Raw genomic sequence first — 21,343 nt, 5'->3', positions numbered from 1 at the left:
CGAATGAACATCCATAAGAATGCCCGTCTGACGCCGCTGCGTCGAGAGGAGATGGCCCGCGACGTTGTTGAAGGCCGTTTTTCCGAAGCCGATGCGGCGCGAACATACGGGGTGACGGCGAAGGTGGTGGCGCGCTGGGTGGAGCGCTTCCGGATCGAGGGAAGCGCTGGCATGCTCGACCGTTCCTCGCGGCCAAGACAAGCCCGAAGCGAACCCAAGCCGCGGTGGCGGATGCGGTCGTGGCGCTGCGCCGGCAGCGCCTGACCGGCAAGCACATCGCCATGCAAACCGGCGTGTCGGAGGCGACGGTGAGCCGGGTGCTGGCACGCGCCGGCCTGTCGCGGCTGAAAGACCTGGAACCGGCCGAGCCGGTGCGCCGCTATGAGCGCGAGCATCCCGGTGAGCTCATCCATCTCAATATCAAGAAGCTCGGCCGGATCGGCTCTGTGGGGCACCGCATCACCGGGCGATATCCTGGCGCGGTCAACCGCCATCTTTGGCATCGGCTGGGAGTTCGTCCACGTCTGCATCGACGATGCCTCGCGCGTCGCTTTCGTCCAAGTCATGCCCGACCAGCGCAAGGAGAGCGCTGTCGCCTTCCTCGAAGCTGCCATCGCTTATTACGCCAGCGTCGGCATCAAAGTGCAGCGCGTGATGACCGACAACGGTTCATGCTACCGGTCAAAAGCTTTCCGGACAGCCTGCAAGCGTCTGGGTCTGCGTCAGATCTTCACCAGGCCCTACACGCCCAAAACTAACGGCAAGGCTGAGCGCTTCATCCAGACGAGCCTGCGTGAATGGGCTTACGCCCGAGCCTACAACACTTCTCATGAACGCACCGCCGAACTGCCATGGTGGCTTCATCGCTACAATTGGCACAGGCCACATGGCAGCTTACAATCAAAACCACCCATCAGCCGCCTCGGCTTCGATCGGGACAACCTGCTGAGGCTCCACAGCTAGCTAAGAATGAAAGCAGTCTTCACCTCGCCCCGGCCGATCAGCTTGGAGAAACGGCGATAGTCCGAAGAGGAGAGCAGAGTTCCTGCGCCAACCCGATCCGTGCCATTCCATTCTGATCCGCTGACGCATAGCGCTCACCAGACTGTCCGAACTGTGCTGAGATATATTCTTGGGGTCGATGCCTTCCTCGACTAGTCGCGGTAGGCGACGATCTCATTTTCCGTATGTATGCCAAGCTAGGGAAATTTTCGGCAGGGAAGTAAACTAGCAGGCCGTTGAAGAAGTCAGGCTCTTTCGCAAACGAAGCCTGACTCGTCAGCGTTGTGGGCGTAGAAATGGTCGACGAGGCGGCCTGCAGTTCCAAAGACAACCCAGCCGCGGCCACAGGCTGGGTTGGTCGTTCTCATCATGCCCCTGCCACGAGAATTCCGCGCAGGCTGAGCCATCGCGGGTGCCATATCGGACATCGAGGAAGCCCTTGAGCGCGCCGAAGGCGATCTCGCCATCCGCCGAGCCTTTGAATGTCAGATGCGCTTCCTCGACGAAATCGAGGAAGTCGTTATCCCAAACATCCATCTCGACGATGCGCCAGCGGCCGGCAACGGCCTTGGCGAAGCTGGGAACCTTGGCCATCAGCCGGTCTCCGCCATGAGCTTTGGCAGTCGCACCAGATTGTTAGGCAGCGGCTGCGAAGGTGAGGGCCCATCCGACACGGTCGCGACCGCGGCGACCGAGAAGTGATCCGTCGACAGAAGCCTCTTGACCTTGGGCTGCGTCAGCACCGCGCTCAGGAATTTTGCAGCGATGTCGCCCTCTCCAGCAACCGGTCGCGGTTCTTGGAGAACACAGAATGATCCCAGGCCGCATGTCAACGCCAATCCCGACGAACCAGCGGAACAGAAGGTCGTATTCCAGCCGTTCCATCAAAAGCCGTCCGAGCGGATCGAGTAGAACGCCTGTAGCAGCATCGCTCGCAGCAGCTTTTCCGGCGGGATCGAAGGCCGCCTCATCGGCGAATACAGCGCCGCCTAGTCCCGCTCCAACGCCGCCAGTGCCTCGTTCACAATCGCCCGAATGCGGCGCAACGGATGATCGCGCCGCACCCGAGCCTCGAGATCAACACGAGCCACTTTTTCAACAGTCTGCTAGTCATCGTCCTACTTCGCGCCGCCAGTTCCCAACAGTAACTTGGCCAAAGCAAAAATAATAGTGGCTACAGCAACGCAAAAAGCAATAATCAAAAAAATTCCCCCAGCGTTTAGATCTTCAATCCAAACGACAGCAGCCAAGCCGATCAAGAACCCAATAGCTCCGGCCGAACCGTACTGTAAGAAGTTCATCTATCCGCCCTTGATGCCGAAAGCAGACGCAATCTCCTTGCCGTATTTATTTGATACGTCTCGTATCTTTTTCTTGAAATTATCCAAGTTCCATCCTGGTTTAAATAAATCGTTGTCACCCTGTATCTCGCCCTTCCAGGCGTTCATCGCGGCGACGAAATCACCGTATTCTTCGAACTTTGACATGTCCTCGTACAAGATTATTGGCTTCTCGTCTCGTATGCTTTTCCCTGGCGCCCAAGCAATCAAAAATGGTCCTTTCCCGTCAGGCGACCACCCAGCGCGCCTAGCGGAATCGATTGCGACCGTTGACATGGACAGACCAAAATTCGAAACAACTACCTCGCAGTCTTCCTTCTTTGATCCCGCGTTGAGTTTGTCGGAAATATTATCATCATTTATCGGCCAAACTGTAACCATCTGGTTGGCTGGCGACAGATCTAAGTTGAAAGCAGAGACAAAACTATTGAGATATGCCTGGCACACCTTAAGATGTCTATCTTTGTCAAACTCAGAAGCTTTAGCAGGAAATGCTAAAATGCCGTATGCCCCGAAATCTTCAGGAGGGTATTCTCCTGGTCCGCTGAACATCCGACTTGCCTTAACTCCTTTGGACAGTGTATTACCTACATCTTGCACTGCATTGGTTAATACCTGACCTATTTCTTTTATCGCCTTTAGATCCTTGAAAGGATCAGTAAACCAGTCGGCGTCAGCCTTGACTGATGAGAAGACCACGATGGGGAGGCAAAGCAGTAGAGCGGACAATTTCCGGGCCATAGTCGAAGCCTTATTGTTTCGAGTATTCCTGCATAACATTATCATACTGCGGTCCTTTTCCAAAACATTAGGAGGCCACAGGGGGATTGGGTCACGCCTTGACCCGGCATGCGGGAACCGGCGGGGGGAGCACCGCGCAAGGGAACGGGCGCACGACGCGGCACGGCGGCTATGCCGTCAGCCAGCGCGTCAGAAAGCGCATCGAAGAGGCGTTCGGCTGGATCAAGACGGTCGCCGGGCAGGAGAAGACAAGTTGCGCGGTCGCGACCGCGTCGAGTGGGCCTTCACCTTCGCTGCCGCCGCCTACAATCTGGTGCGATTGCCGAAGCTGCTGGCGGTGCCGGCATGACCGCGCCCGCGGGCTGCCAACTGGTCGGCCCCTGGCGGATCATCGAAGCCGATCTGTGGGATCGCAGCTACCTGAACCTCGGTAGACCCGCAACCATCACCGTCGGAGCCGACAACCATGGCGAGATCGCCTTTGGCGCCCTGCAAGCCGGCCTCGATCTCAGTTACAGCCCCTCGACGATCTTCTTCACATGGGCCGGCTTCGACGAGATGGATGAAGTCACCGGCGATGGTTCGGCCGAATTGGCTCGACGACGGCTCGATCGAGATCACATTCGCCTACCACAACGGCGACGAAGAACAGCCTGCTAACGTAAAAGGTTGTTCAGATAGTCCTCGCTCCCGAGGGCATAGCAGACCATGAGCCCGTACAACAGGATTGGAATTGTTGTCTGCTTGCAATGCGCCGGCGTGTTGGCCAGCAGCATTTGCGACCGCCGTTACGAAGAGACTGATCACAATAGCGACCAAGACCGCAATCCGGAGCGGGACAGCTTGAATAGACACATGCGAGCAATGTCGCAGTGTCCCCTGAGCCAGCATCTTGGCCGATGACTGCAAATTCCGCAGTGTGGTTCATGACGTTCCAGAAAGAAACGGGCCTGAACGGGTGCTTTACCCGCCAGAGCCCCGCAGACGTCGCTTCTCATCAGCGTCAGAAATCGCATCAATCTTGGTATAAATGTCGCCCAGCACCATCTCTGCCGAAGGGATTTTCGCCCGCAAGAAACTCAACGTCCTTATCACCGGAGCTTTTCTGGTTGGCGATGTACGTTGAGAAACCGACGGCACCACCAACAGGCTGTTTGTGCCGAACAACCCATAGATATACTGCCAAAACGGCCGAAATACCCCACCCGATGACCGTCCACGAAATTGACGTCATGTTCTATGCCCCCACCCGCACAATTAGTGTTGCGGTTAAACATGATTGTTCATTTGCCCCCCTAGCCGAAAGGCTTATTCTTCTGCAAAGACGCTCCCTTAATTCGGGCCGCAGATCTTCTCTAACACCAGTCCGAGCACCTAAGGACTATCCGCAGGCGGGGATTCCCCGATCTCTTGCCTCTTGTCGGGAACAGGTTTCGACAGCAAACCCGTTCGACCAGATGGTAACTTGGTCACTTCCGCCTACCCCCTTGTAGCAGCTGCCGTCGACCGGCGAAGGCTCTTTCAACCCAGTTGCCTGAGAGCGCCTGAAAGCCAACACCGAAGCGCAATGAAGCATGAGCTCCGTTATCATGTGATCATCAAGCTGATTGGAACTCAGAGCCTCCTTGATCCTGGAAATCTGGTCAGGGGGGCCTATGTCCTCTGCACCGACACTGACCAACGCTTGAAAATGTAGGCGTTCCTGACTCTTTGTCTTCTTGTCGTTTTTGGTACGCGACTTGGCTTTGTCAGCTTTCTGCGCTTCGGGAACTGTTTTCCTTGATTTTCCCATCGAACAACACCTTCACTGGAGGGGACTGACCAGGCCTCTGAGCCCGGTCTGAAGCTGAGTATTGAGATGCGTAGCCTCGGCCAAAGGCGTAAGGCCCGTTGGCCTTCCCTTGACCGATTTATCAAGCGGGCCGAACGTGAACACGAGTTCGTGGGTCCGGTCGCGATTTGTGCTGAAGAATGTTCCGGAGGGGTTCACACTCGCCCGAACGAGCTTCCAGGTCGGCGTGATCGAACCGGAAGTGACGATCTTGAAGGACACGGTTTGCGAAAGCACGTTTTTCTGTCCGGTGATCGGCACGCTGGATCCCGGGCTGTCAGCAACATTGAGTATCGTGGCGCCGATGCGACCTTCAAGAAGTGAGGACAGCTTCAAGTCACTGTCGACAAGGAGGGAGCCTTCCTTGTTTCCAAGGGGGTCGCGGCACCCTCTTTTAGTGGAGTCGACGGAGAAAAACTGGGGCCTGTACAAATCCGCCACAGTGAAAAAGACGTTCGTCTTTTGCAGACGGGTCGCTTCAGCGGAACCTGCTAGTCCAGCAGCCGCAGTGAATATCGATGAAGGGCCCGAAGGTGGAGTAAGAAGGACCGTCGGGTTCACCGATGTCTTTTCGACAACCGTGAGGTTGATGGCGACCTCAACGCCCCAGTTGTTGAGGAAATCGGTATAGGTCTGTTGTGTCTTTCGATATTTTGCGTCTCTTCTGTCATTCTCTATCACTTGCGTTATGGTGTAACTAAGCTCGCAGCCAACGCTTCTGATGATCGTGCTGATCATGTCGCTTTCTTTAAGCGTGTTTGCGTTGGGCCATTCGCGAGTGCTCGGAACGTACGTTCCGCAGTCGGCAAGGGCAAGGCAGAAGACAGACGTCAGCACGCAGCGCCAGAAGCACATAGATACCATCCCCAATGCTCAGACTTAAAAATGTATAAGCTTTTCGGGAAGGGACATAATTCCCTCCTCGACTTACCCCCTATGCTCAGCCGTAGCCTTCTAATGATAAAATCTAAATGCCCGCTTCGGCGATAAAGAAGGTAGATGCGATTCCAATGAAATCCTTGTGCCTGAACGGCACTCGATGACGGAAAAGTTTATGAAGCCCCCTAGCCTCTTCTAGGCCATCATCACTCAAGTGTGTGATATTGGCAATATAGCTCCGCAGCGATTGTCGTTGCCGGAGTTATTTTTTCTAATTCTGGTCACAACTGTTGGCAGCGTCGCGTTTAGCCCCGAAGGCTCTGACTTTCGGATTCTTCGACTTCTGGTTGGCGCATCGCGGAAACGACGACGCCGCTACTGTACCGACAAGAAACCGGCAAGATGCACATCGCGGCTTGGATAGCTTGTTTCGGCGCCCTCGAAGCGGTTGAGGAGGCGCGTTTGCCCCCGGCAGCGTTCATCCATGCAGCGATCGAGCCAGCCATTCTGGTGACGAGATTCCCGGGGTGAGTGCCGTCGCGTTTCGTTCTCCGTTTCCTTGCCCTAAACCTAGTTTAACGGACGCTGCCAAGTTCCCCACGTAAAGTAAAAGGAAGCGGGCCGACACCTCTTGGGGGCGGGTGGGGAAGGAAGCTTATGGGGGCCGTCGGCCTAGCGGGTTGGGGTCCGCCACCGTGAAAGATACCAGGGTTGGCTATTCCAAATAATTGCGCGATCGCGGGAAGTCTGGCTAAACCTTAGCTTTCCGCTTCGCTGGCCCCTTCTTAACCGATGCACCAGGTTTCCGACCTAATCCGATCGATTTCGCCAGTTCCGATCTCTGTGCGGCATAGTTTGGCGCCACCATCGGATAATCTCTGGCAAGTCCCCATTTGGACCGGTATTCGTCGGGTGTCATTCCAAGCAAGCCCAAGTGGCGCTTCATCGACTTGAATTGGCGACCGTTTTCCAGAGAAATAATGTAGTCGGGAAACACCGACCTTTTCGGATTGACCGCGGGTGTTTGAGCTGGCGCCTCGACGACCGCCGGCTTCCGAAGCGCCGAGAGGGCGGAATTCACAGAAGCAATGAGGTCAGGCAGTCCCGCAACCGGGACAGAGTTGTTCTGGACAAACGCGGCGACGATATCCGCAGTCAATTCAATCAATTCAGCATCACGCCGATCGGCTTCTTCAGTCAATGGTTCGAACTCCTTTGTTGCCTCTCGTTCGTATTGAGGAAAGTCCGACGGTGCAAGGAAATCAGCAGCCTAATCAGCTTTCCAAAGGCTGAAAGTCTGGACGGGGGAAGGACTTGCATCAGCTTTGTCGCCCCTTCCACAACTACTTTCCGTGAAAGTACATCTCTATCGTCCAGCTTGGGCGCCCTGCTCCAATCGCTATGTCCACGATGGATCTGAATCAGATTTTTCGCCTGGGCCCCCGGCCAGACTCTCACAGACGGAACTGTGCATGGCGGGAATGAGAGGCGAATCAATCGGATTGCAGGTGTCGGGATCGAGCCCATCCGCGCGTCCTTATATAGACTCGTCAGCAAGACGAAGTCATGCGCAGCTGGCTCAAGCGATTGCTGTCCGTCCGAAAAATTCGGGCAATGATCTATCCCCTGCAATAAGCACGATACGAAGAGGTTGGGCCGCAGGGTCGAATGTCGCGCGCAGGAGCTTCCTCAGAAAACTGGACAGTTGCCCGCAGTATCATGGTGCCTCGCCCATCTCTCCCTGATCTTTTAGCAAGCGTTCCCAGAAGAATCGCGCTTGATAAGCAGTTACAGCAAGCGTCGTTACACCGAGGAACGTCAAATCGTCCTTCCCGCTAATCAGTTTAAGAATTGGAATCAGGGTTAGCGGGGCGCAGCAAAGCGGAGGCAGGAAACTCGCAACGGTAAATCTTGCGGTGCCACCGCCTTTAAAATAGACGCTCCCCAGATACCGCTCCTATGGTCCCAATCAGAACAGCTACCAGATTGATGACATCGCTGGTCGCACCGATAGCTTCATTCGAGGGAAGCGAGAAGGGACTGACGAAAGCGCCACCAGCGAGGTAACATATTTCAGAGAAATAAGATCACCGCTCCGACTGTGACGGCCTTTTGCAAGACCTTCATCGGTGAGAGCGTCAAAATCACAACCGCCAAAGCGACCGATGCGACAAAGACGACGAGCGAAATCATATTACTGCTCCTATCCACCTAAGGCCGCAGGTTCTCGAAATGATAGAAGTTGGCCGTATCAATCTCAGGGCGACAAAAGCTGCTGTACCCTGGCTAAGGTTTGCGCAGGTTCCATGGCCGAGATGATTTCTGTCGGCTCGCCACTCGTGTGGAACGGCGTCATAAATTTGATCGGGGTTCCGTTGATTTCTGTTAACTGGCCGCTCCAAGCCAGTGAATAGAGCTTCTTCAGGTCGGCAGTGTCGTCTGCGGTCAACTTACTGTCCGCGCCGTAGTTCATGATGCTGAACTTCTTATGCGTCCCAAAAATGATGGAGGGCCAAGCGGTCTCACTGACCTGCGCGAAAAAATGCCTAAGGCCAAAAATGTGACCGATTTCGTGAACTAAGGTCTCAACCTGCTCTGTCGGGTCTTGTCCGAATATCTTGGGATAGATAGTCACGACGTGCCGACCGCCGTCGGGGAAGAACGCGCTGGCCAGTACGCAACCGTTGACGTCGCAGTCGTCGCTGTGTTTCACCACAATCTCGAAATCCCAGGCGTCGTCTCGCTGCGCGAACTTGATTGGCACTGCATCGCCCCAAGCAAGAATGGCCTTCGCGAACAAATCCTCAACTTGAGCCTTGACTTTGGCGGGATCTGCAAACGATTGCACGGAGCTCTCACGGAACTTCCAGCGCAGCGTTGTTCCTTTTGCCCACAAAGGAATAAAGCCTTCTGAGGCGTCGACGACGATTTCTAACGGGGATTTGCCCTTTGGGGTCTTGTGCCCGCGTTCTTCGGTGTCGCAGCGGACACCCTCGCGGATGACGTGGACAAGGGGCTTGGTATTGCGTTCGGCGGCTTTATCGTCCCGGAGTTCCGGCGAAACGCTGGCTTTGGTGGACTTCGCGGGCGATAGTGTCGTTTCTTTTGTCCGTGCCATATGAAAGTTTCTCCCCATCCGTGATGAAACGCATTCGGCGATCTTGGCCGCCGAGTTCCCGACTTGCAGCGCCCCGCTAAACCCTTTTACGCTGGGACATTCTTAAACCAGCTTGCCCGCGTCCCGGGCAAAGCCTGCCCGTGGTCTTCCATTGCTGAAGGCGCAGCGTCCGGTTCGGGGCCGTAAATAATCCTTAAGGCCGCTTGCATCGTCGGCACATCCAAGACCCGTCCCGAGTGACCAGGATGATTGTGCCCAGCGTGATGGGTTGGGGATGATGACGCACGCGCTCCCTCCCATGGCTCGTCGTTCTTCACCCAAGTCCCGTCGACCGCGAACCATTCCACACCGTCAAGGGTCATTGGCTTGACCACTCCAGGTCGCACAGCTTCGTGGGCGCGGTACCAGTCGTTGATGCGGTCATCGACCCACCCGTGCAGCCGCCAAAAAATCGGATTAATATGGGATGAAAAAGTCTCGCCTAGATAGTCGTACTCGGGATCCAGCCATTTTTCATCGAAGTCTAGTGCGTCGCGGCCGTTGGGAAGCGGCAAACCGCGCTTGGCCACATCACCGGTAGGGTCGCGGGTCACCGAGGTCCACCGCATATGCATCCAATTGTGGATGGTGAACTCAATCCGTGAACCAAGCTCGCCGAGCGACAGGGAGGCGAGGTAGTCCGCGGAGGTATAAAGCGCCTCCCATGCCTGGAATCGGCCATAAAGCGTTGAGGTTTTCCTCAATTCGAACAGCCAATTCGTCGTGTCAGGGTCACCCGGCACGAGCCACGCTGGCGGCAGGGAGTATCCGTCGAGATTGCCAATCTGCGACGCCTTCGTTTTGGCGCAAACGACGAGGGGAACTGCTGCTGCGGCAGACGTCGCCAGGTCCCGACAGAGGGATCCATAGCTCGAACCTCCTTCACCATGCGCCGGTGCATGTAGAAAAAATCTTCGCCCGAACCGTTGGCAAGTCGATCGGCCGACAGACTTGCTCGCTCTTTGGTTTTTGGGCCAGGCTGCCAACCGGTTGCGCGCAGAGCCTCCTTCTTGGGGTCGCTCAGGTTGTCCCATGTGTCGCGCGAAGCGTGCCAAAGCGCATGATGGTAGCGATGCTCTGCCGAGCTCATCATGTCGATGATGCTTTTCACTAGGGGTATCGTTTTGCGTGGTTCAAGGAAATCCGACTTGACCGCGACAAAAGAGAACACTGAACCCGCCGGCGCTCCATTATGGGCCACGGTGCGCGTCACGGTCCCTACGATCGTTGGGCGATTGCGCGGCGCGTCCGGCCACTCGGGGGATAGGTAGCCCCGGTAGTCGTAGGTCCAGCCGTCATACTCGGATTGAGGCTTGCCCTTGGCACGCCAGCTGATCACCGCAGGGTTGCCAGGTATAACGGTGCCTTCAACGAGTAAGTAGGGTTCGGTACCTACACAAAGTTCTGGGCGCTCCCCCAATAAACCATAGATGTGCCCGTCCTCGCTAACTTCGAGGGATAGTTCGGCTTCCCAGACTGTCAGTTTGCCAAAATCGCCAACATTCCCCGGGACATTTAGAAAGCTACGGTACGTCCAGATGCCAGGGATATCTAGATTGATACCCATCGACGCCCCCCACCCCTTCATTTCCGCTTCCTTATATTAGCAATAAAGCTTGGCGAGTCGACTCCTATTTGTCGTAATGTCGAAGTTGGCGGGTGCACCTTGAACAAATCAGCGCACTAGATTCAGTTAAGACCCCATATGAATTTGCGAATGAGCGTCATCGAGGGTTTTCTCTGAAATCGACATGTATGATGAGCGAGCTCCAAACGTCCGGGAGTAGCGCGAGAACAGCTGAAGCCGGCGTGTCTGCAAACGCTCAGGCGGGTGGAGGCCGTCTCGGATTCGGAAGCGGCTGTTGTGTTGCGGTCCTTGCCGACGACGACTGTCCATACCACCGTCTTCATGTTGTCATAGATGGCTTGGGTCTTGATTTTCATTGGGACTCGTTCTTTAGTTATGTTCGAGGGCTAATACGTTTTCTGCAGAATAAACTGCGTTCAGACCTTGCGTTTGGCGTGAGTATTGTGGCGGACCGCAAGGCTTACGGGGTCGAGCATTTATGCGCGATCGTATGCCAGGAGATGCTTAGCTGGATTGACGAGATGTCGGTCCACGAGATCGTCTAACGTTAATGTTTTTTTCACGCAGGCGGCGATTACTGCGGCGCACCGCGGACCGCCTTCCCAAGAAACACCCAAGCATTCGGACCTGATTTCACTGCGATGCCTATCGAAGAAGCGAATAAAACGCGTAGGCTTCAGCGTCATTCGGATCGTCCGCGGGGTCTACAACGGCTACAGAAGGTTTAAGTACGACTTGCAAGGAGTGAAGCCAGACGAGCAGTTCTTTCGGGACCGCCAGTGGTGCGACTTTGATATCTGCCTCCAAAAATTCTATCCCCCTACAACGGGAGTGGCCCTCGGGCGCAGATCTATATGGAAAATGTCAATGCATTCACCGAATATTGCGCAGCCGTGACCGGCGACTGACGCACACTTACGTTCCGGGATCATGGGTGGGGAAATGGCAAGGGCTGCAGCTACAAAGAGAACCTTCGACACACTGCCTGACACGATTGACTTCCGAGATGCAATCTTTACGCCGACACTTATCCGTGTCGCACCCGAAAGTGATATCAGCGCCTATTATGGCCTTGGCATACCCGTCCTGGATCAGGGCCGAGAAGGCGCATGCACCGGCTTCGGTTTGGCGACGGTCGCAAACTATCTCCTGAGGGTCCGAGAAAGGAATCCGGCGGCCGACGAAGTAAGTGCCTGGATGCTTTACGCGATGGCCAAGCGTTATGATGAGTGGCCCGGGCAAAATTACGAGGGATCCAGTGCGAGGGGAGCCATGAAGGGATGGTTCAAGCACGGTCTTTGCGCTTATGCGCTCTGGAAGGAACGCGATCCCGATCCCACTGTTGAGGAAAAGCGGTCTGCGGACGCGCTTGCTCGTCCGCTCGGCGCTTATTTTCGCGTGAATCACAAAGACCTCGTCGGCATGCACGCGGCGATTAACGAAACCGGCATTTTGTATGCCACGGCGCGCGTTCACGACGGATGGCAGTCGGTCAAGCCGGAACAGGAGAATATTGAATATCGTCCCGGGCAGATTGGCGGGCACGCCTTTGCGATCGTAGGTTACAATCGCCGAGGCTTCTGGGTTCAAAACAGCTGGGGGGAAAAGTGGGGCGCAAAAGGGCTGGCAAACCTGTCCTACACGGACTGGCTCGCGAACGGCACAGACGTATGGGTCGCGTCACTCGGCGCACCCGTCGACCTGACCTCGTCGCTTGCTACCGCAAACATGAGAGCGGACGCTCCGCGCAGCTACCAAAGCCAGGTTTATGCAGACCTTCGTCCATACATCATCACGTCGAAGAACAATGGTGTCTTGGACGACAAGGGCACCTATGGCTTAACCCCTGCTGGGTTGAAAACTCTGATAACTGAGCGGATGCCGCGCGCCATGTCTTCATGGCAAACTAGGCGTGTGCTGCTCTATGCTCACGGCGGTTTGGTCGGTCAGGACGCTGCGGTGCAAACGGTTTCAAGCAATCTCGCGCCGTTGCTTCAATCGCAGGTCTATCCTCTCTCATTCATCTGGCGCTCGGACGTTTGGACGACTTTGTCAAACATATTGAGGGACGCAATTGGGCGTCGGCGGGACGAAGGCCTCCTGGACAAAGCCAAAGATTTCATGCTCGACAGGCTAGACGACACTCTGGAGGTCGGCGCGCGAAACCTCGGAGGTAAAGCGCTGTGGGACGAGATGAAAGAAAACGCGCGGATGGCGACGGAAGAGAAACTTGGCTCGGCGAACTTGGTAACCGACCATCTCATCAAGCTCCACAAGGACGGTGAGATTGATGAGGTCCATCTCGTCGGACATAGCGCCGGATCGATATTTCATGCCCCGGTCGTTTCAAAATTCGCCAAGGCCAAAGTCCCCTTAAAAACTGTCAGTCTTTGGGCGCCTGCGTGCACAGTCGCGCTCTTCAATGAGACCTATTTGCCAGCGCTCAAGAAGGGAATGATCGAGAAATTCGATCTTTATACGCTTGACGACCCAACGGAGCAGGACGACGATTGCGCCGGCATCTATCATAAGTCGCTGCTTTATCTTGTCAGCAACGCGTTTGAAACAACACCTCACATCCCTGCTCTAAAGGACGGAGTTCCTATCCTCGGCATGGAAAGATTTGCCAAAGATGCGCTGGGGACGCTATTCGACGGAACAACCAAGCAGTGGAATTTAGCTCCGGGTCCAGCCTCTAAAGCAAGGCACCACGGCGATTTCGATAACGACGAAGGGACATTACTGTCAACGCTGCATCGAGTGCTCGATGGTTCCGTAACCAAGATAGCCAAGGATCTCGCGAAGCGTAGGCCGACTGGCTCCAACATACAAAAGCGAGAATTCAGGCAGTCCCTCGACCAAAAGCTCGGCCAGCCTTCCGCAGCGAAGTGAAGCCCATGCTTCCTAAGTCCCGGTGGGCCAGTCCGTCTACGCTGATACGCCTGGATAGGTTACGGAGTTCAGAGCTCACGGAGCTTACTCTCCACGAACCGCAACACTTGGTGGCCACCTGCCTGCGGCTTCCCGCTCGCTGTGATCGTCGACTATGGATCGGCAAGAAGCGGGGGGCCGCCTCGGCTTACATTGAGCTTTGCCGCTAGGCGGGTCTTTCAACCGCGAAAGAAATCCATCAGATTGGCCCGTGGTGAGCGCGCGGTCTCCGCGCCGGCAGCGCCAGAGATTACTTTCTGTAGTATGAGAGGGGTCAAGAGTCCAATTTGGAATGCCGTCAATGCCTGCGCTTGGCTTCCAAAATTCAACCAAGTAAAAGCACCCGAGACAAATATCATCAGCGCTGTGATAATCCAGTACGGTGCACTTTTTAGATACTCTGGAAACCGTGGATTTGTCTTTAGGCCATACCAATGAACAAGCTCGGCGACGAAGCCCCCAAAAAGGCCAACCAGGAAAACGCTCAGCGCAGTGGTCAACGCTACTCCGCCACTCATGTCCAATCCTCCAGTTCGACTGCCAACCAGTCCAGATATGTTTGTAGTATAGCTGCCGATCGCTTTTCCAGTCCCATCTACATGAGTTCGCGGTCTCGGCTGCGTTATTCTGTGGAGGGAGCCTTTTCCTTGGCCAATGCAATTGCCGTTCTCTCTTCCAGCGATCCGCCCACCGGTCTCCATGATGAGGATCTTACGCGCAAGTCGCTGGAGACCATGTTTCGAGACATAGGGTCCAGGGAGGGGCAGCAAGCATGCGAACTCATTCTGGTGCTCTCGGGTCATGGTGACCAGACTGGGGAAGAGACTTGGTTCTGTACCTATGACGCTCGTCCTGATGGGATTGACCTGGCGGGCAGCGATCTTGCCGATCTGGTCATGCTTGCCAGACCGGCCAAGGTATCGGCGGTACTTGACTTCTGCCATGCCGGCGGCGTCGCGCAAGATTTTCAAGCGTCCTTGTCAAAACAAATTGGCCACGAAAATGTCCTGATCCTTGCTGGCGCATCCACGCGGCAACTGGCCTACGAGCACCCTGCCCTTGGCAGGGGTTTGTTCACGATCGCGCTGCACGAGGCACTCGTCGACAAGAGACTGTTCGCGCTCGCCGGACTGCGCAAATCCACAATAGCAACGCCGTTTGGCGTATCGCTATCGAGTGACCTGTCGCGGCTTTTTGTGTTCGCAAGGGAGCGCACCGAACAGCTCGCCTATCTATTTGCGGGCGGTCGCATGCAGACGCCGGAGCTGCATGGCGCTGGCCATCTTGAGCTTTCCTGGTCTGATGCAACAATCGGTCCTCCTTCTGCACCGGAACCGCGACGAGCGCTGGCCGGCAGAATCAGACGTGTGTTTGGCTGGGGTGTAACGATCGCCGCTACAATCGGCCTGTTGCTTTACTTCCTGCAGTACCACATCGCTGTTCAGCCGAACGGCTGGATCGAGTTGCGGCCCGGCCCGGCCTGGATGTCCTCGTTGCTTCCCGTTGCGGTAGGATCGGGTGTCCAGTTGGCAGTCGCAGTCGACGATCTTGAGCCCGCTTCGCCTCGCTGGGACGAGGAGCGGATCAACGCCCGAACCGCCCTGATGCGCGGCGGCATAGGCGGGCTGGTCAATCACCCGGTAGGTGATCAAGAAAACTGGGAGTTTCGGCTGACATCCGAATTATCCAAGGAAGCTGCCCGCCGAATGGATTTCGTCTCGTCACGCATTGACATGACCAGTATCTGCGAGGCGACAAACATTCGGCGCGATCGAATCCGCGAATATCAGTTTGCACTCGAAGCTGCGTTGCTCGATCGGGCACGGTCCTGCCCCCCTACTTATTTTCTTTTGAATGGCCCCGAGATCGTCGACCTCTACGCCGTCGAAGACGTGCAGACGATCGCCGACTACGGGCTTTCGGGGCTTTCCGACCAGGCAATACGGACTTATTTGGCGGGCCTTGCCTTGGCCTATCGTGAGCTCGGGGATGAGGACACGAGGCGACGCTCACTGGAAGCGGCAGTATTGTTGATCTCCGTTCGCGCTGAACGCGGAGCGGTCAAATCGGCGGATTGGCTTGCCTTATTGCGATTCGTCGAGGAGATAGCACGAAGCCCCAAGCTTGCCGTCGCACCTAACACCGCAGTGTTTCCGCGTCTGGCCAAGTGCGGAATGAGTTGGTGTGAACTGTCGATGAAAATTGTCGAATATTTTGCCGCGGGCCCGGAAGCCTCCGGCATGGGCAGCGCGGCAGGCTTGATGATGTGGCTGATGGCGAAAGACTCTGAGAGACAGGCGGCGGAAGGGGACGCCACTCGTTCATGGTCGCTCCCGCCCCTCCTGTTGCTTGCTCGCCGCGGCGAACTCGACGAACGAGACCTCGACCTGATCATTCGGCGTTTTGGCTTGTTCGTCCTTAATGGCGAGATGTTCTATCCAGACGCCATCTGGTTGCCGAGATTTGCGCGCGTGGTTCCCCTCAGCAAAGAGTGGACCGCTGCGCTGTGGAACTGTGCGCTTGACACAACAGGCAAAGACCCGCGCTGCCTCCCTCTCGATTCTGGTTTAGCTGCACGCGTGCTTGCCGCGCAGGGTCGCTTCCTCAGCACCGCGGCATTGGCCCGACTGGTCTCGCGACTCGACGATAGCATCAAGGATGAGCGCGATATCGCGGCGTATGCATCCGAAATGATCGACCTTGCATGCTGGGCGCCCATGCCCGATCGCTGGGTCTCAGGTCTGGAAAGAGGCGTCGCCTACGACGTACAGATAGCGCCGCCGCGCGCTGCCGATCCACTGACAGGCGTACAAATCATCGAAGTCACCGACGTCTCCGTAGCGCAGGCGCTGTCCGCGTCGCTGAAGAGCGATCACGGCAGCACGTCGGCGACAATCGACCTGCTCAAAAGGTACGCGTCCAACCACTTGTCCTATGCGGGCCTTGACATCGTCTATCGCGCGCTGGCGCACAAGCTGCGACAGATGGACGATCCAACCGGCCTTGACCTCGTGCGTTCGCTCCAGGACTCGAAATCGGATACACAGGCACGGGCAGTTCTCCTACGCGCCCTGTCGATCGCAACGAAGCTCGACGGGCTAAAAGACGCTCGTATCGTAGAGGGTCCCCGTTTCTGGCGTCTCGATGCGGTCCTAGCAGCGCGCAAGCAGCTTGGCGATTACCAGTTTGAACTGGATCATTTCTGCGAATAGTGGCCTGCTGCCGGTTTTTCGGGCACGCTGTTAAATTAAGCTAGCATGGCTTTCTCCTCGAACTCGATGGGCTCAGATAGCCTCGAGCGGCGTAGCCGAAGATTTTAAAAGAGTCGCGGACGGCCACGTTGAGGCGGCTCTGGCCTTTATCCGGCATCTCGAGAATGGAGCGCGTGGGTGCGGATCACCCACGTCGGTCCAGACGAGATATTCCATCGCTATCGGACACCCAAATGGGCTTCCTACCACGAGTGGCTCAGGAGCATCGAAACGCATTACCTGTCCCGCGGGCCTCAGACGGCGTTGGAGGAATACAAGGCAGGCCGCTAGCATTACCCCGTCTCGCGACCCTTGCCGCCCACAAGATCACGCTTTCCGAGATCGCCGTTTTTTCGGAGGGATTCGACCCGCCTGCGATGATCGACTCGCTGGATCCAGCTGAGATCGAACTCTGATTTGCCGATAGCGCATTTCGTAGCCATTGGCTGACGAATGCAATCTCGATTCTCGTATTGAAATCGACGATGGCGATGAAGCAGATTGTCGGTATCGTCAGCTTGACAATAGTGTTCTAGGTTCGCCGCCCATCAACAGAGAAGGTCGAACCTAATGACGACAACAAATGAAATCGCCGACAAGATCGCCGCCGAGCAGAACCTGACCAAGGCGCAGGCCAAGGCGGTCGTCGAAAGGGTGTTCAATGAGATTTCAGAGACGTTCGGGTGCGGAGACCAGCATTGCTGGCTTCGGCAAGTTCAAGGTGAAGGACACGCCGGCGCGCGAGGGCCGTAATCCTTCGACCGGCACCATGATCAAGATTGCGGCCTCCAAGAAGCTCTCCTTTACACCGGCGAAGGCGGTTAAGGATGCGCTGAACGGCTGACGTTCGCGCCGACACATCACAGAAATGAATCGATCCGGGTCCGGTGATTCAAACCAATCATTGGACGCCGGATTCCGGCTGCGCGATTCTGCTTGCCATGATCGCGCAGCAGTATCGCCTCTATATCGAACGCCGTGACGTGGGCCGGAACATGCCCCGCTTCTACGCGCTGTCGATCGAGGAAACCCTGTTCGGCCACGCCTGCCTGGTTCGCCGATGGGGGCGGATCGGAACGACCGGCCGCACCGTCCAGCATTCGTGTTCGACGATGAGCGGGAGGCCCTCGGGCTGTTTCTCGAGCTGTTGCACGGCAAGCGGCTGCGCGGCTAAGGGACTGTCCAAACCCGCCTTTCGGGATTCCAGGACGCAAACGGCACCTCGCGCATTACTTTTACCACCGAGCGAGAATATGGTGTTTGCACCTCCAGCCGATCCTGTTGGACGAGCAGGTACTTGGAAACGATAGGATCGAAGGCGTAGGCGTCGCGTCCTCTGCTGTCAGCATGCACGCTCGATCCGGCGAGTTCTTGCTCCATCCAACGATTGAAGCGCCGAGCCGCGATCTTTCCCGGGACAAACCAGGCCTTGAGTTCATAGCTCCAGCGAGCACGGGGAAAACTCTTCCGGAAGCGTTCGATGGTGGTCCGATCATAGGGGAACGACGCCGGTGCGCCCGTCGGGACATCGTCATTCGAAGTTGATCCATCCGTTCTCTTCACAATCATGGCGCCGCCGCCTCACGGCGTCTCTGGCAGGAGAACGCTTAGCAAGGGCGCAAGTGCCCTTGGCGTCGATGTCGGCGAGAAGTCCCATGTTGTAGGGGCCAAACGGACCTTTGGCTTAGTTCGCGAGGGCCTGGTCGACCAACCGTTCAAACCGTTTGATGTCGTCCGGCCCGATGGAAACGCCATGCCGCAGGGGCAGCATCAAGAGGCGCACGTCTTTGAATGCCTCGCGGTTCGCCCTGGTGATGTTTTCCTGCACAAAGGTCGGATAGTCCCAGAATGCGCGAGAACATATCAGGATTTTCACGTCGGTGTTTGCCAGGCTTGCGAGCAGCTCGTTGAAATCTACGCGGCGTTCCTCCAGCACATCATCATCGACCCCGTCCTCGTCCTGAAAACAGGAGTAGTGGATGACAAGAAGTCTTGGCTCAGTCCCGGTCCAAATCGACGAATTCGGCGTGTCAGTGCTCCAGTCCTGCGGCAGCCGCGGAGAAAAGCGCATGCTGATGCTGTTGTCATAGAGCAACTTTGCCAGCTTATCGAAAAGCAATTTGCCATAGCGATCAACTTCGCAATTGGCGACGACCACGTCGCCGGAGGTGATTTTCTCCTCAGGATCGTCAAAGAGCTCCTGATACCACCGGACGGCCAACCCATATGGCTGCGCTTCGAAATTAGCGGGCTTCACGATGCCGAAATGGTCTAGTTGCGCAAGTCCGGTGACACCGGTCGTGCAAAGCGTTGATGCGCTGTCCGGCGTGACCACTGTGACGCCTGTCCTCACCTCCCACCATAGGAATGGGACGGTCACGCCAACGGTCTCATAGCCGCACTCTGTTGGGATGCGGGCCACCATTCCCTCATCGATCCACTCGTCGCGCAGCGTGTCGAGAAAGGAATCCGGATCGTCGCTCTCGCCCAATTGCCAAAGGGTTTTGCTCGCGAATATGCCGCTTACCAAGTTTGCTATGCCAGCGCCGTTCATAGGCGTCCCCATGAGCAGGAGGTCCCTTGATGCGGTTGTCCGAGGTGATGCCCCCGCCTTCCTTCCGGCTTTCGACCAGAAGGTATCTACGCAGGACACGCCACCCAGGCTATGCGCGACAAAGAGCACGCTCGTGTACGGCTTGAGCGTGTCGTTCAGGTCAGTGGCGAGCTTGTCAGCGATATCCGTGATGCGCGGGCTGTCCCCGCCGAAATCCGTCACGATTGGATAAACCAGAATGTCGGCACGGTCGAAGACGTTGTCCTCATCATCGCGCATGAGGCTGGGCCAGAAGGCGCCGGTGATCGTATTTTTGAACGTGCCCTCGATGTCTGAGTTGATCCCGTTCACGAAGACGATCAGGCGACCGGAGGGAATGGGCGCTGGGTCGATCTCAGCGCTGAACACGTTGGTCTGGAACATCAGAAACAGGCAGACAACACTTAGCGCGCGATACATTGTGGCCCCTAGTCAATTTGTCATGGAAACTGCATAAGATTGAAGCCAACGGATTCTGGTTGCGCAAGCTATGCTGGCCGCCGCTTTGCCGCAAGACGTTCCGACTTGTGGTAGGTGCTAGCCCATTCCAATTCAGGGGGTCATTGATGCGTCGCCTATTTGTGCTTCTGAGCCTGTTGTTTTCGAGTCTGGCGGGCGCGGCTGCCGCGCGTGATATCAGCATTGCCACCTGGAATCTGGGTTGGCACATGGATCGCGCGACAGTCACGGACTGGATCGAAGCCTGCACCGCAACTTACGAGTTGGACCTGGCCACAAAAAGATACCGCCCATCGACACAGATCGGTGCGCAGTTCGGATGGGACATCAACGCATTCGATATAGAGGGTTGGGATGCCGCCCGCTTTCCTGTTTGCGATGTCTACGGAGCCAATAAGCAGGGAGTCGGATTTGCCACCGTCCGCGTCACACTCGCCGCGTACGAGCAACGCCGCACCCAAATACAAAATTTCATCGCGAACAGCGTTCCGGCCGATATCATCGCCTTTCAGGAAGTAAGCGGCAAAGAAGCTGTTCTTGAGGTTTTGCCAAACGGCGCTGCCGATTGGGAGGTCTGCTCCTTCACGACCTTCAAGGTCCAACGTCTTGCCATCGCATGGAAGAGGTCTCTGGGCAGCCAGATCGCTTGCGCGACCGAAGACCCTCTGACGCTCAAAGATGTCAGGCCACCCAAGGATCAGCCCCGGCCAGGGCTGTCCTTGGCCATCGATATCGGCGGAACGCGTCTGCAAGTCCTCAATGTGCATCTGAAATCGAGCTGCGTCTCCCCCATCGGTGGAAACCCACTGGCTGGAGATGCGTCCGCTTGCCAGATCCTGCACGACCAGATCGTCCCCCTAGAGACCTGGATCGACCGAGAGACGGCGGTCACCGACAAGACCATCCTGCTGGGCGACTTCAATCGCAACCTCTGGCACGAGCTTGAGGACTCCCGAGCGGTGCGAAGTGATGGCAGCGACCCTACAACCCCACTCCCCGCCGGCGTGCGCGTGAGCTCCCTGTTTGAGGAAGTCATCGACGGCAAGCCTGCATCGAGCGCCTTCACGATGCTCAAGGAGCTGTGTCCTCTCAATGAGGTTGGGAAGCTTCTGTGCGGGATGGGTGAGACGCGGGCACTTGATACGCCAGAAGTCGATGTCTTGAGGTTTCACACCTATCTTGGGTGCCGAAATCCCATCGGGCTCGACCACATCTTGCTGGGACCGGGCCTTGTCCCTCGAGGTGATGCGACGCATACCTCGATTGGAAGACTCGGGGGGAGTCGTCATCCCAACAAAGACAATCCCGAGCCGCTGCTCGGCATCGCAGACCATTGCCCGTTGATCGCAAGTTTTAGCTTTTAGGTCTGAGAGACTCGGCGCGTTCTTCGCTTGGCCGGTTTCATGGTCGCACAGATGAATAAGGACGTCTTATCCCCTGCGTTTAACGGGGCCCCAATCTTTGGATCCCTGCCGCGAAGGGGTGAGGAGATGGCGTTCGCCGACCCCTCGGTGTTGTATTGTTGCGTTTCACGAGTTCTACAGTAGTCTGCAACTGACTGATTTTCATGG

At 56.4% G+C, this 21,343-nt stretch carries 15 protein-coding genes and 5 pseudogenes; 8 read left to right on the top strand and 12 right to left on the bottom strand.

The features are described from left to right. Window positions 1-3: 3 nt before the first annotated feature. A pseudogene (locus NKJ32_RS22380) lies at window positions 4-963 on the top strand (IS481 family transposase). Window positions 964-1,247: 284 nt separating this feature from the next. Here the strand turns inward: NKJ32_RS22380 and NKJ32_RS22375 are convergent. The 4 genes and pseudogenes from NKJ32_RS22375 to NKJ32_RS22360 form a co-directional block, all read right to left on the bottom strand. Beyond that, window positions 1,248-1,596, bottom strand: a pseudogene (locus NKJ32_RS22375) (hypothetical protein). 95 nt (window positions 1,597-1,691) lie between these two features. Then, window positions 1,692-2,093 (bottom strand): annotated as a pseudogene (locus NKJ32_RS22370) (transposase); the annotation flags it as partial. 27 nt (window positions 2,094-2,120) lie between these two features. Next, window positions 2,121-2,303, bottom strand: a complete 183-nt coding sequence (locus NKJ32_RS22365; protein WP_128287783.1) for a hypothetical protein — start codon at window positions 2,301-2,303, stop codon at window positions 2,121-2,123. Then, window positions 2,304-3,083, bottom strand: a complete 780-nt coding sequence (locus NKJ32_RS22360; protein WP_352828959.1) for a hypothetical protein — start codon at window positions 3,081-3,083, stop codon at window positions 2,304-2,306. Between the two features lie 149 nt (window positions 3,084-3,232). On the opposite strand from NKJ32_RS22360, the pseudogene NKJ32_RS22355 reads away from it, so the two are divergent. Both NKJ32_RS22355 and NKJ32_RS22350 read left to right on the top strand, forming a co-directional pair. Continuing rightward, window positions 3,233-3,432: pseudogene (locus NKJ32_RS22355) on the top strand (transposase); the annotation flags it as partial. Then, window positions 3,429-3,743, top strand: a complete 315-nt coding sequence (locus NKJ32_RS22350) for a hypothetical protein (protein WP_352642581.1) — start codon at window positions 3,429-3,431, stop codon at window positions 3,741-3,743. The pseudogene NKJ32_RS22355 and the gene NKJ32_RS22350, both read left to right, overlap by 4 nt. A 1,144-nt stretch (window positions 3,744-4,887) precedes the next feature. On the opposite strand, the gene NKJ32_RS22345 is transcribed toward NKJ32_RS22350, so the two are convergent. The 5 genes from NKJ32_RS22345 to NKJ32_RS22325 form a co-directional block, all read right to left on the bottom strand. Then, window positions 4,888-5,652 carry a hypothetical protein gene (locus NKJ32_RS22345; RefSeq protein ID WP_352642579.1) on the bottom strand — a complete coding sequence of 255 codons (765 nt, stop codon included), beginning with the start codon at window positions 5,650-5,652 and terminating at the stop codon, window positions 4,888-4,890. 892 nt (window positions 5,653-6,544) lie between these two features. Next, a complete protein-coding gene (locus NKJ32_RS22340) occupies window positions 6,545-6,994 on the bottom strand; it encodes a Ros/MucR family transcriptional regulator (RefSeq protein ID WP_352642577.1) in 450 nt (149 codons plus the stop codon). 1,056 nt (window positions 6,995-8,050) lie between these two features. After that, window positions 8,051-8,911, bottom strand: coding sequence for a matrixin family metalloprotease (locus NKJ32_RS22335; RefSeq protein ID WP_352642575.1), 861 nt, complete (start codon window positions 8,909-8,911; stop codon window positions 8,051-8,053). A gap of 86 nt (window positions 8,912-8,997) precedes the next feature. Further along, window positions 8,998-9,654, bottom strand: coding sequence for a hypothetical protein (locus NKJ32_RS22330; RefSeq protein ID WP_352828957.1), 657 nt, complete (start codon window positions 9,652-9,654; stop codon window positions 8,998-9,000). Further along, on the bottom strand, window positions 9,651-10,517 hold the full coding sequence (locus NKJ32_RS22325; RefSeq protein WP_352828956.1) for a hypothetical protein: 867 nt from the start codon (window positions 10,515-10,517) through the stop codon (window positions 9,651-9,653). The genes NKJ32_RS22330 and NKJ32_RS22325 overlap by 4 nt, the downstream gene beginning before the upstream one ends. A gap of 963 nt (window positions 10,518-11,480) precedes the next feature. Between NKJ32_RS22325 and NKJ32_RS22320 the strand changes: the two genes are divergently transcribed. After that, on the top strand, window positions 11,481-13,430 hold the full coding sequence (locus tag NKJ32_RS22320; RefSeq protein WP_352642571.1) for a C1 family peptidase: 1,950 nt from the start codon (window positions 11,481-11,483) through the stop codon (window positions 13,428-13,430). Between the two features lie 218 nt (window positions 13,431-13,648). Here NKJ32_RS22320 and NKJ32_RS22315 read toward each other — a convergent pair whose 3' ends face one another. Further along, window positions 13,649-13,969: a hypothetical protein gene (locus tag NKJ32_RS22315; protein ID WP_352642569.1), complete on the bottom strand. Its 321-nt coding sequence runs from the start codon at window positions 13,967-13,969 to the stop codon at window positions 13,649-13,651. A 147-nt stretch (window positions 13,970-14,116) separates the two neighbouring features. Between NKJ32_RS22315 and NKJ32_RS22310 the strand changes: the two genes are divergently transcribed. Together NKJ32_RS22310 and NKJ32_RS22305 are read left to right on the top strand one after the other, a co-directional pair. Continuing rightward, window positions 14,117-16,681 (top strand): caspase family protein, encoded by a 2,565-nt coding sequence (locus NKJ32_RS22310; RefSeq protein WP_352642567.1) that lies wholly within the window; start codon window positions 14,117-14,119, stop codon window positions 16,679-16,681. Between the two features lie 609 nt (window positions 16,682-17,290). Beyond that, window positions 17,291-17,564: pseudogene (locus NKJ32_RS22305) on the top strand (HU family DNA-binding protein). Between the two features lie 16 nt (window positions 17,565-17,580). Here NKJ32_RS22305 and NKJ32_RS22300 read toward each other — a convergent pair. Beyond that, window positions 17,581-17,820, bottom strand: coding sequence for a hypothetical protein (locus NKJ32_RS22300; RefSeq protein ID WP_352642586.1), 240 nt, complete (start codon window positions 17,818-17,820; stop codon window positions 17,581-17,583). On the opposite strand from NKJ32_RS22300, the gene NKJ32_RS22295 reads away from it, so the two are divergent. Continuing rightward, window positions 17,716-18,030 (top strand): WGR domain-containing protein, encoded by a 315-nt coding sequence (locus tag NKJ32_RS22295; protein WP_352828971.1) that lies wholly within the window; start codon window positions 17,716-17,718, stop codon window positions 18,028-18,030. The two genes, NKJ32_RS22300 and NKJ32_RS22295, sit on opposite strands and share 105 nt — an antisense overlap. Before the next feature lie 374 nt (window positions 18,031-18,404). Here the strand turns inward: NKJ32_RS22295 and NKJ32_RS22290 are convergent, their stop codons facing one another. Then, on the bottom strand, window positions 18,405-19,733 hold the full coding sequence (locus tag NKJ32_RS22290) for a hypothetical protein (RefSeq protein WP_352642565.1): 1,329 nt from the start codon (window positions 19,731-19,733) through the stop codon (window positions 18,405-18,407). Between the two features lie 146 nt (window positions 19,734-19,879). On the opposite strand from NKJ32_RS22290, the gene NKJ32_RS22285 reads away from it, so the two are divergent. After that, window positions 19,880-21,136: an endonuclease/exonuclease/phosphatase family protein gene (locus NKJ32_RS22285; RefSeq protein WP_352642563.1), complete on the top strand. Its 1,257-nt coding sequence runs from the start codon at window positions 19,880-19,882 to the stop codon at window positions 21,134-21,136. The last annotated feature ends 207 nt before the right edge of the window (window positions 21,137-21,343 follow it).

Origin of the sequence: Mesorhizobium sp. M0159, from assembly GCF_040322295.1 — a bacterium.
Lineage (GTDB): Bacteria > Pseudomonadota > Alphaproteobacteria > Rhizobiales > Rhizobiaceae > Mesorhizobium.
Note: the sequence above shows the minus strand (reverse complement) of the source record. Positions and strands in the feature narration are given on the sequence as shown.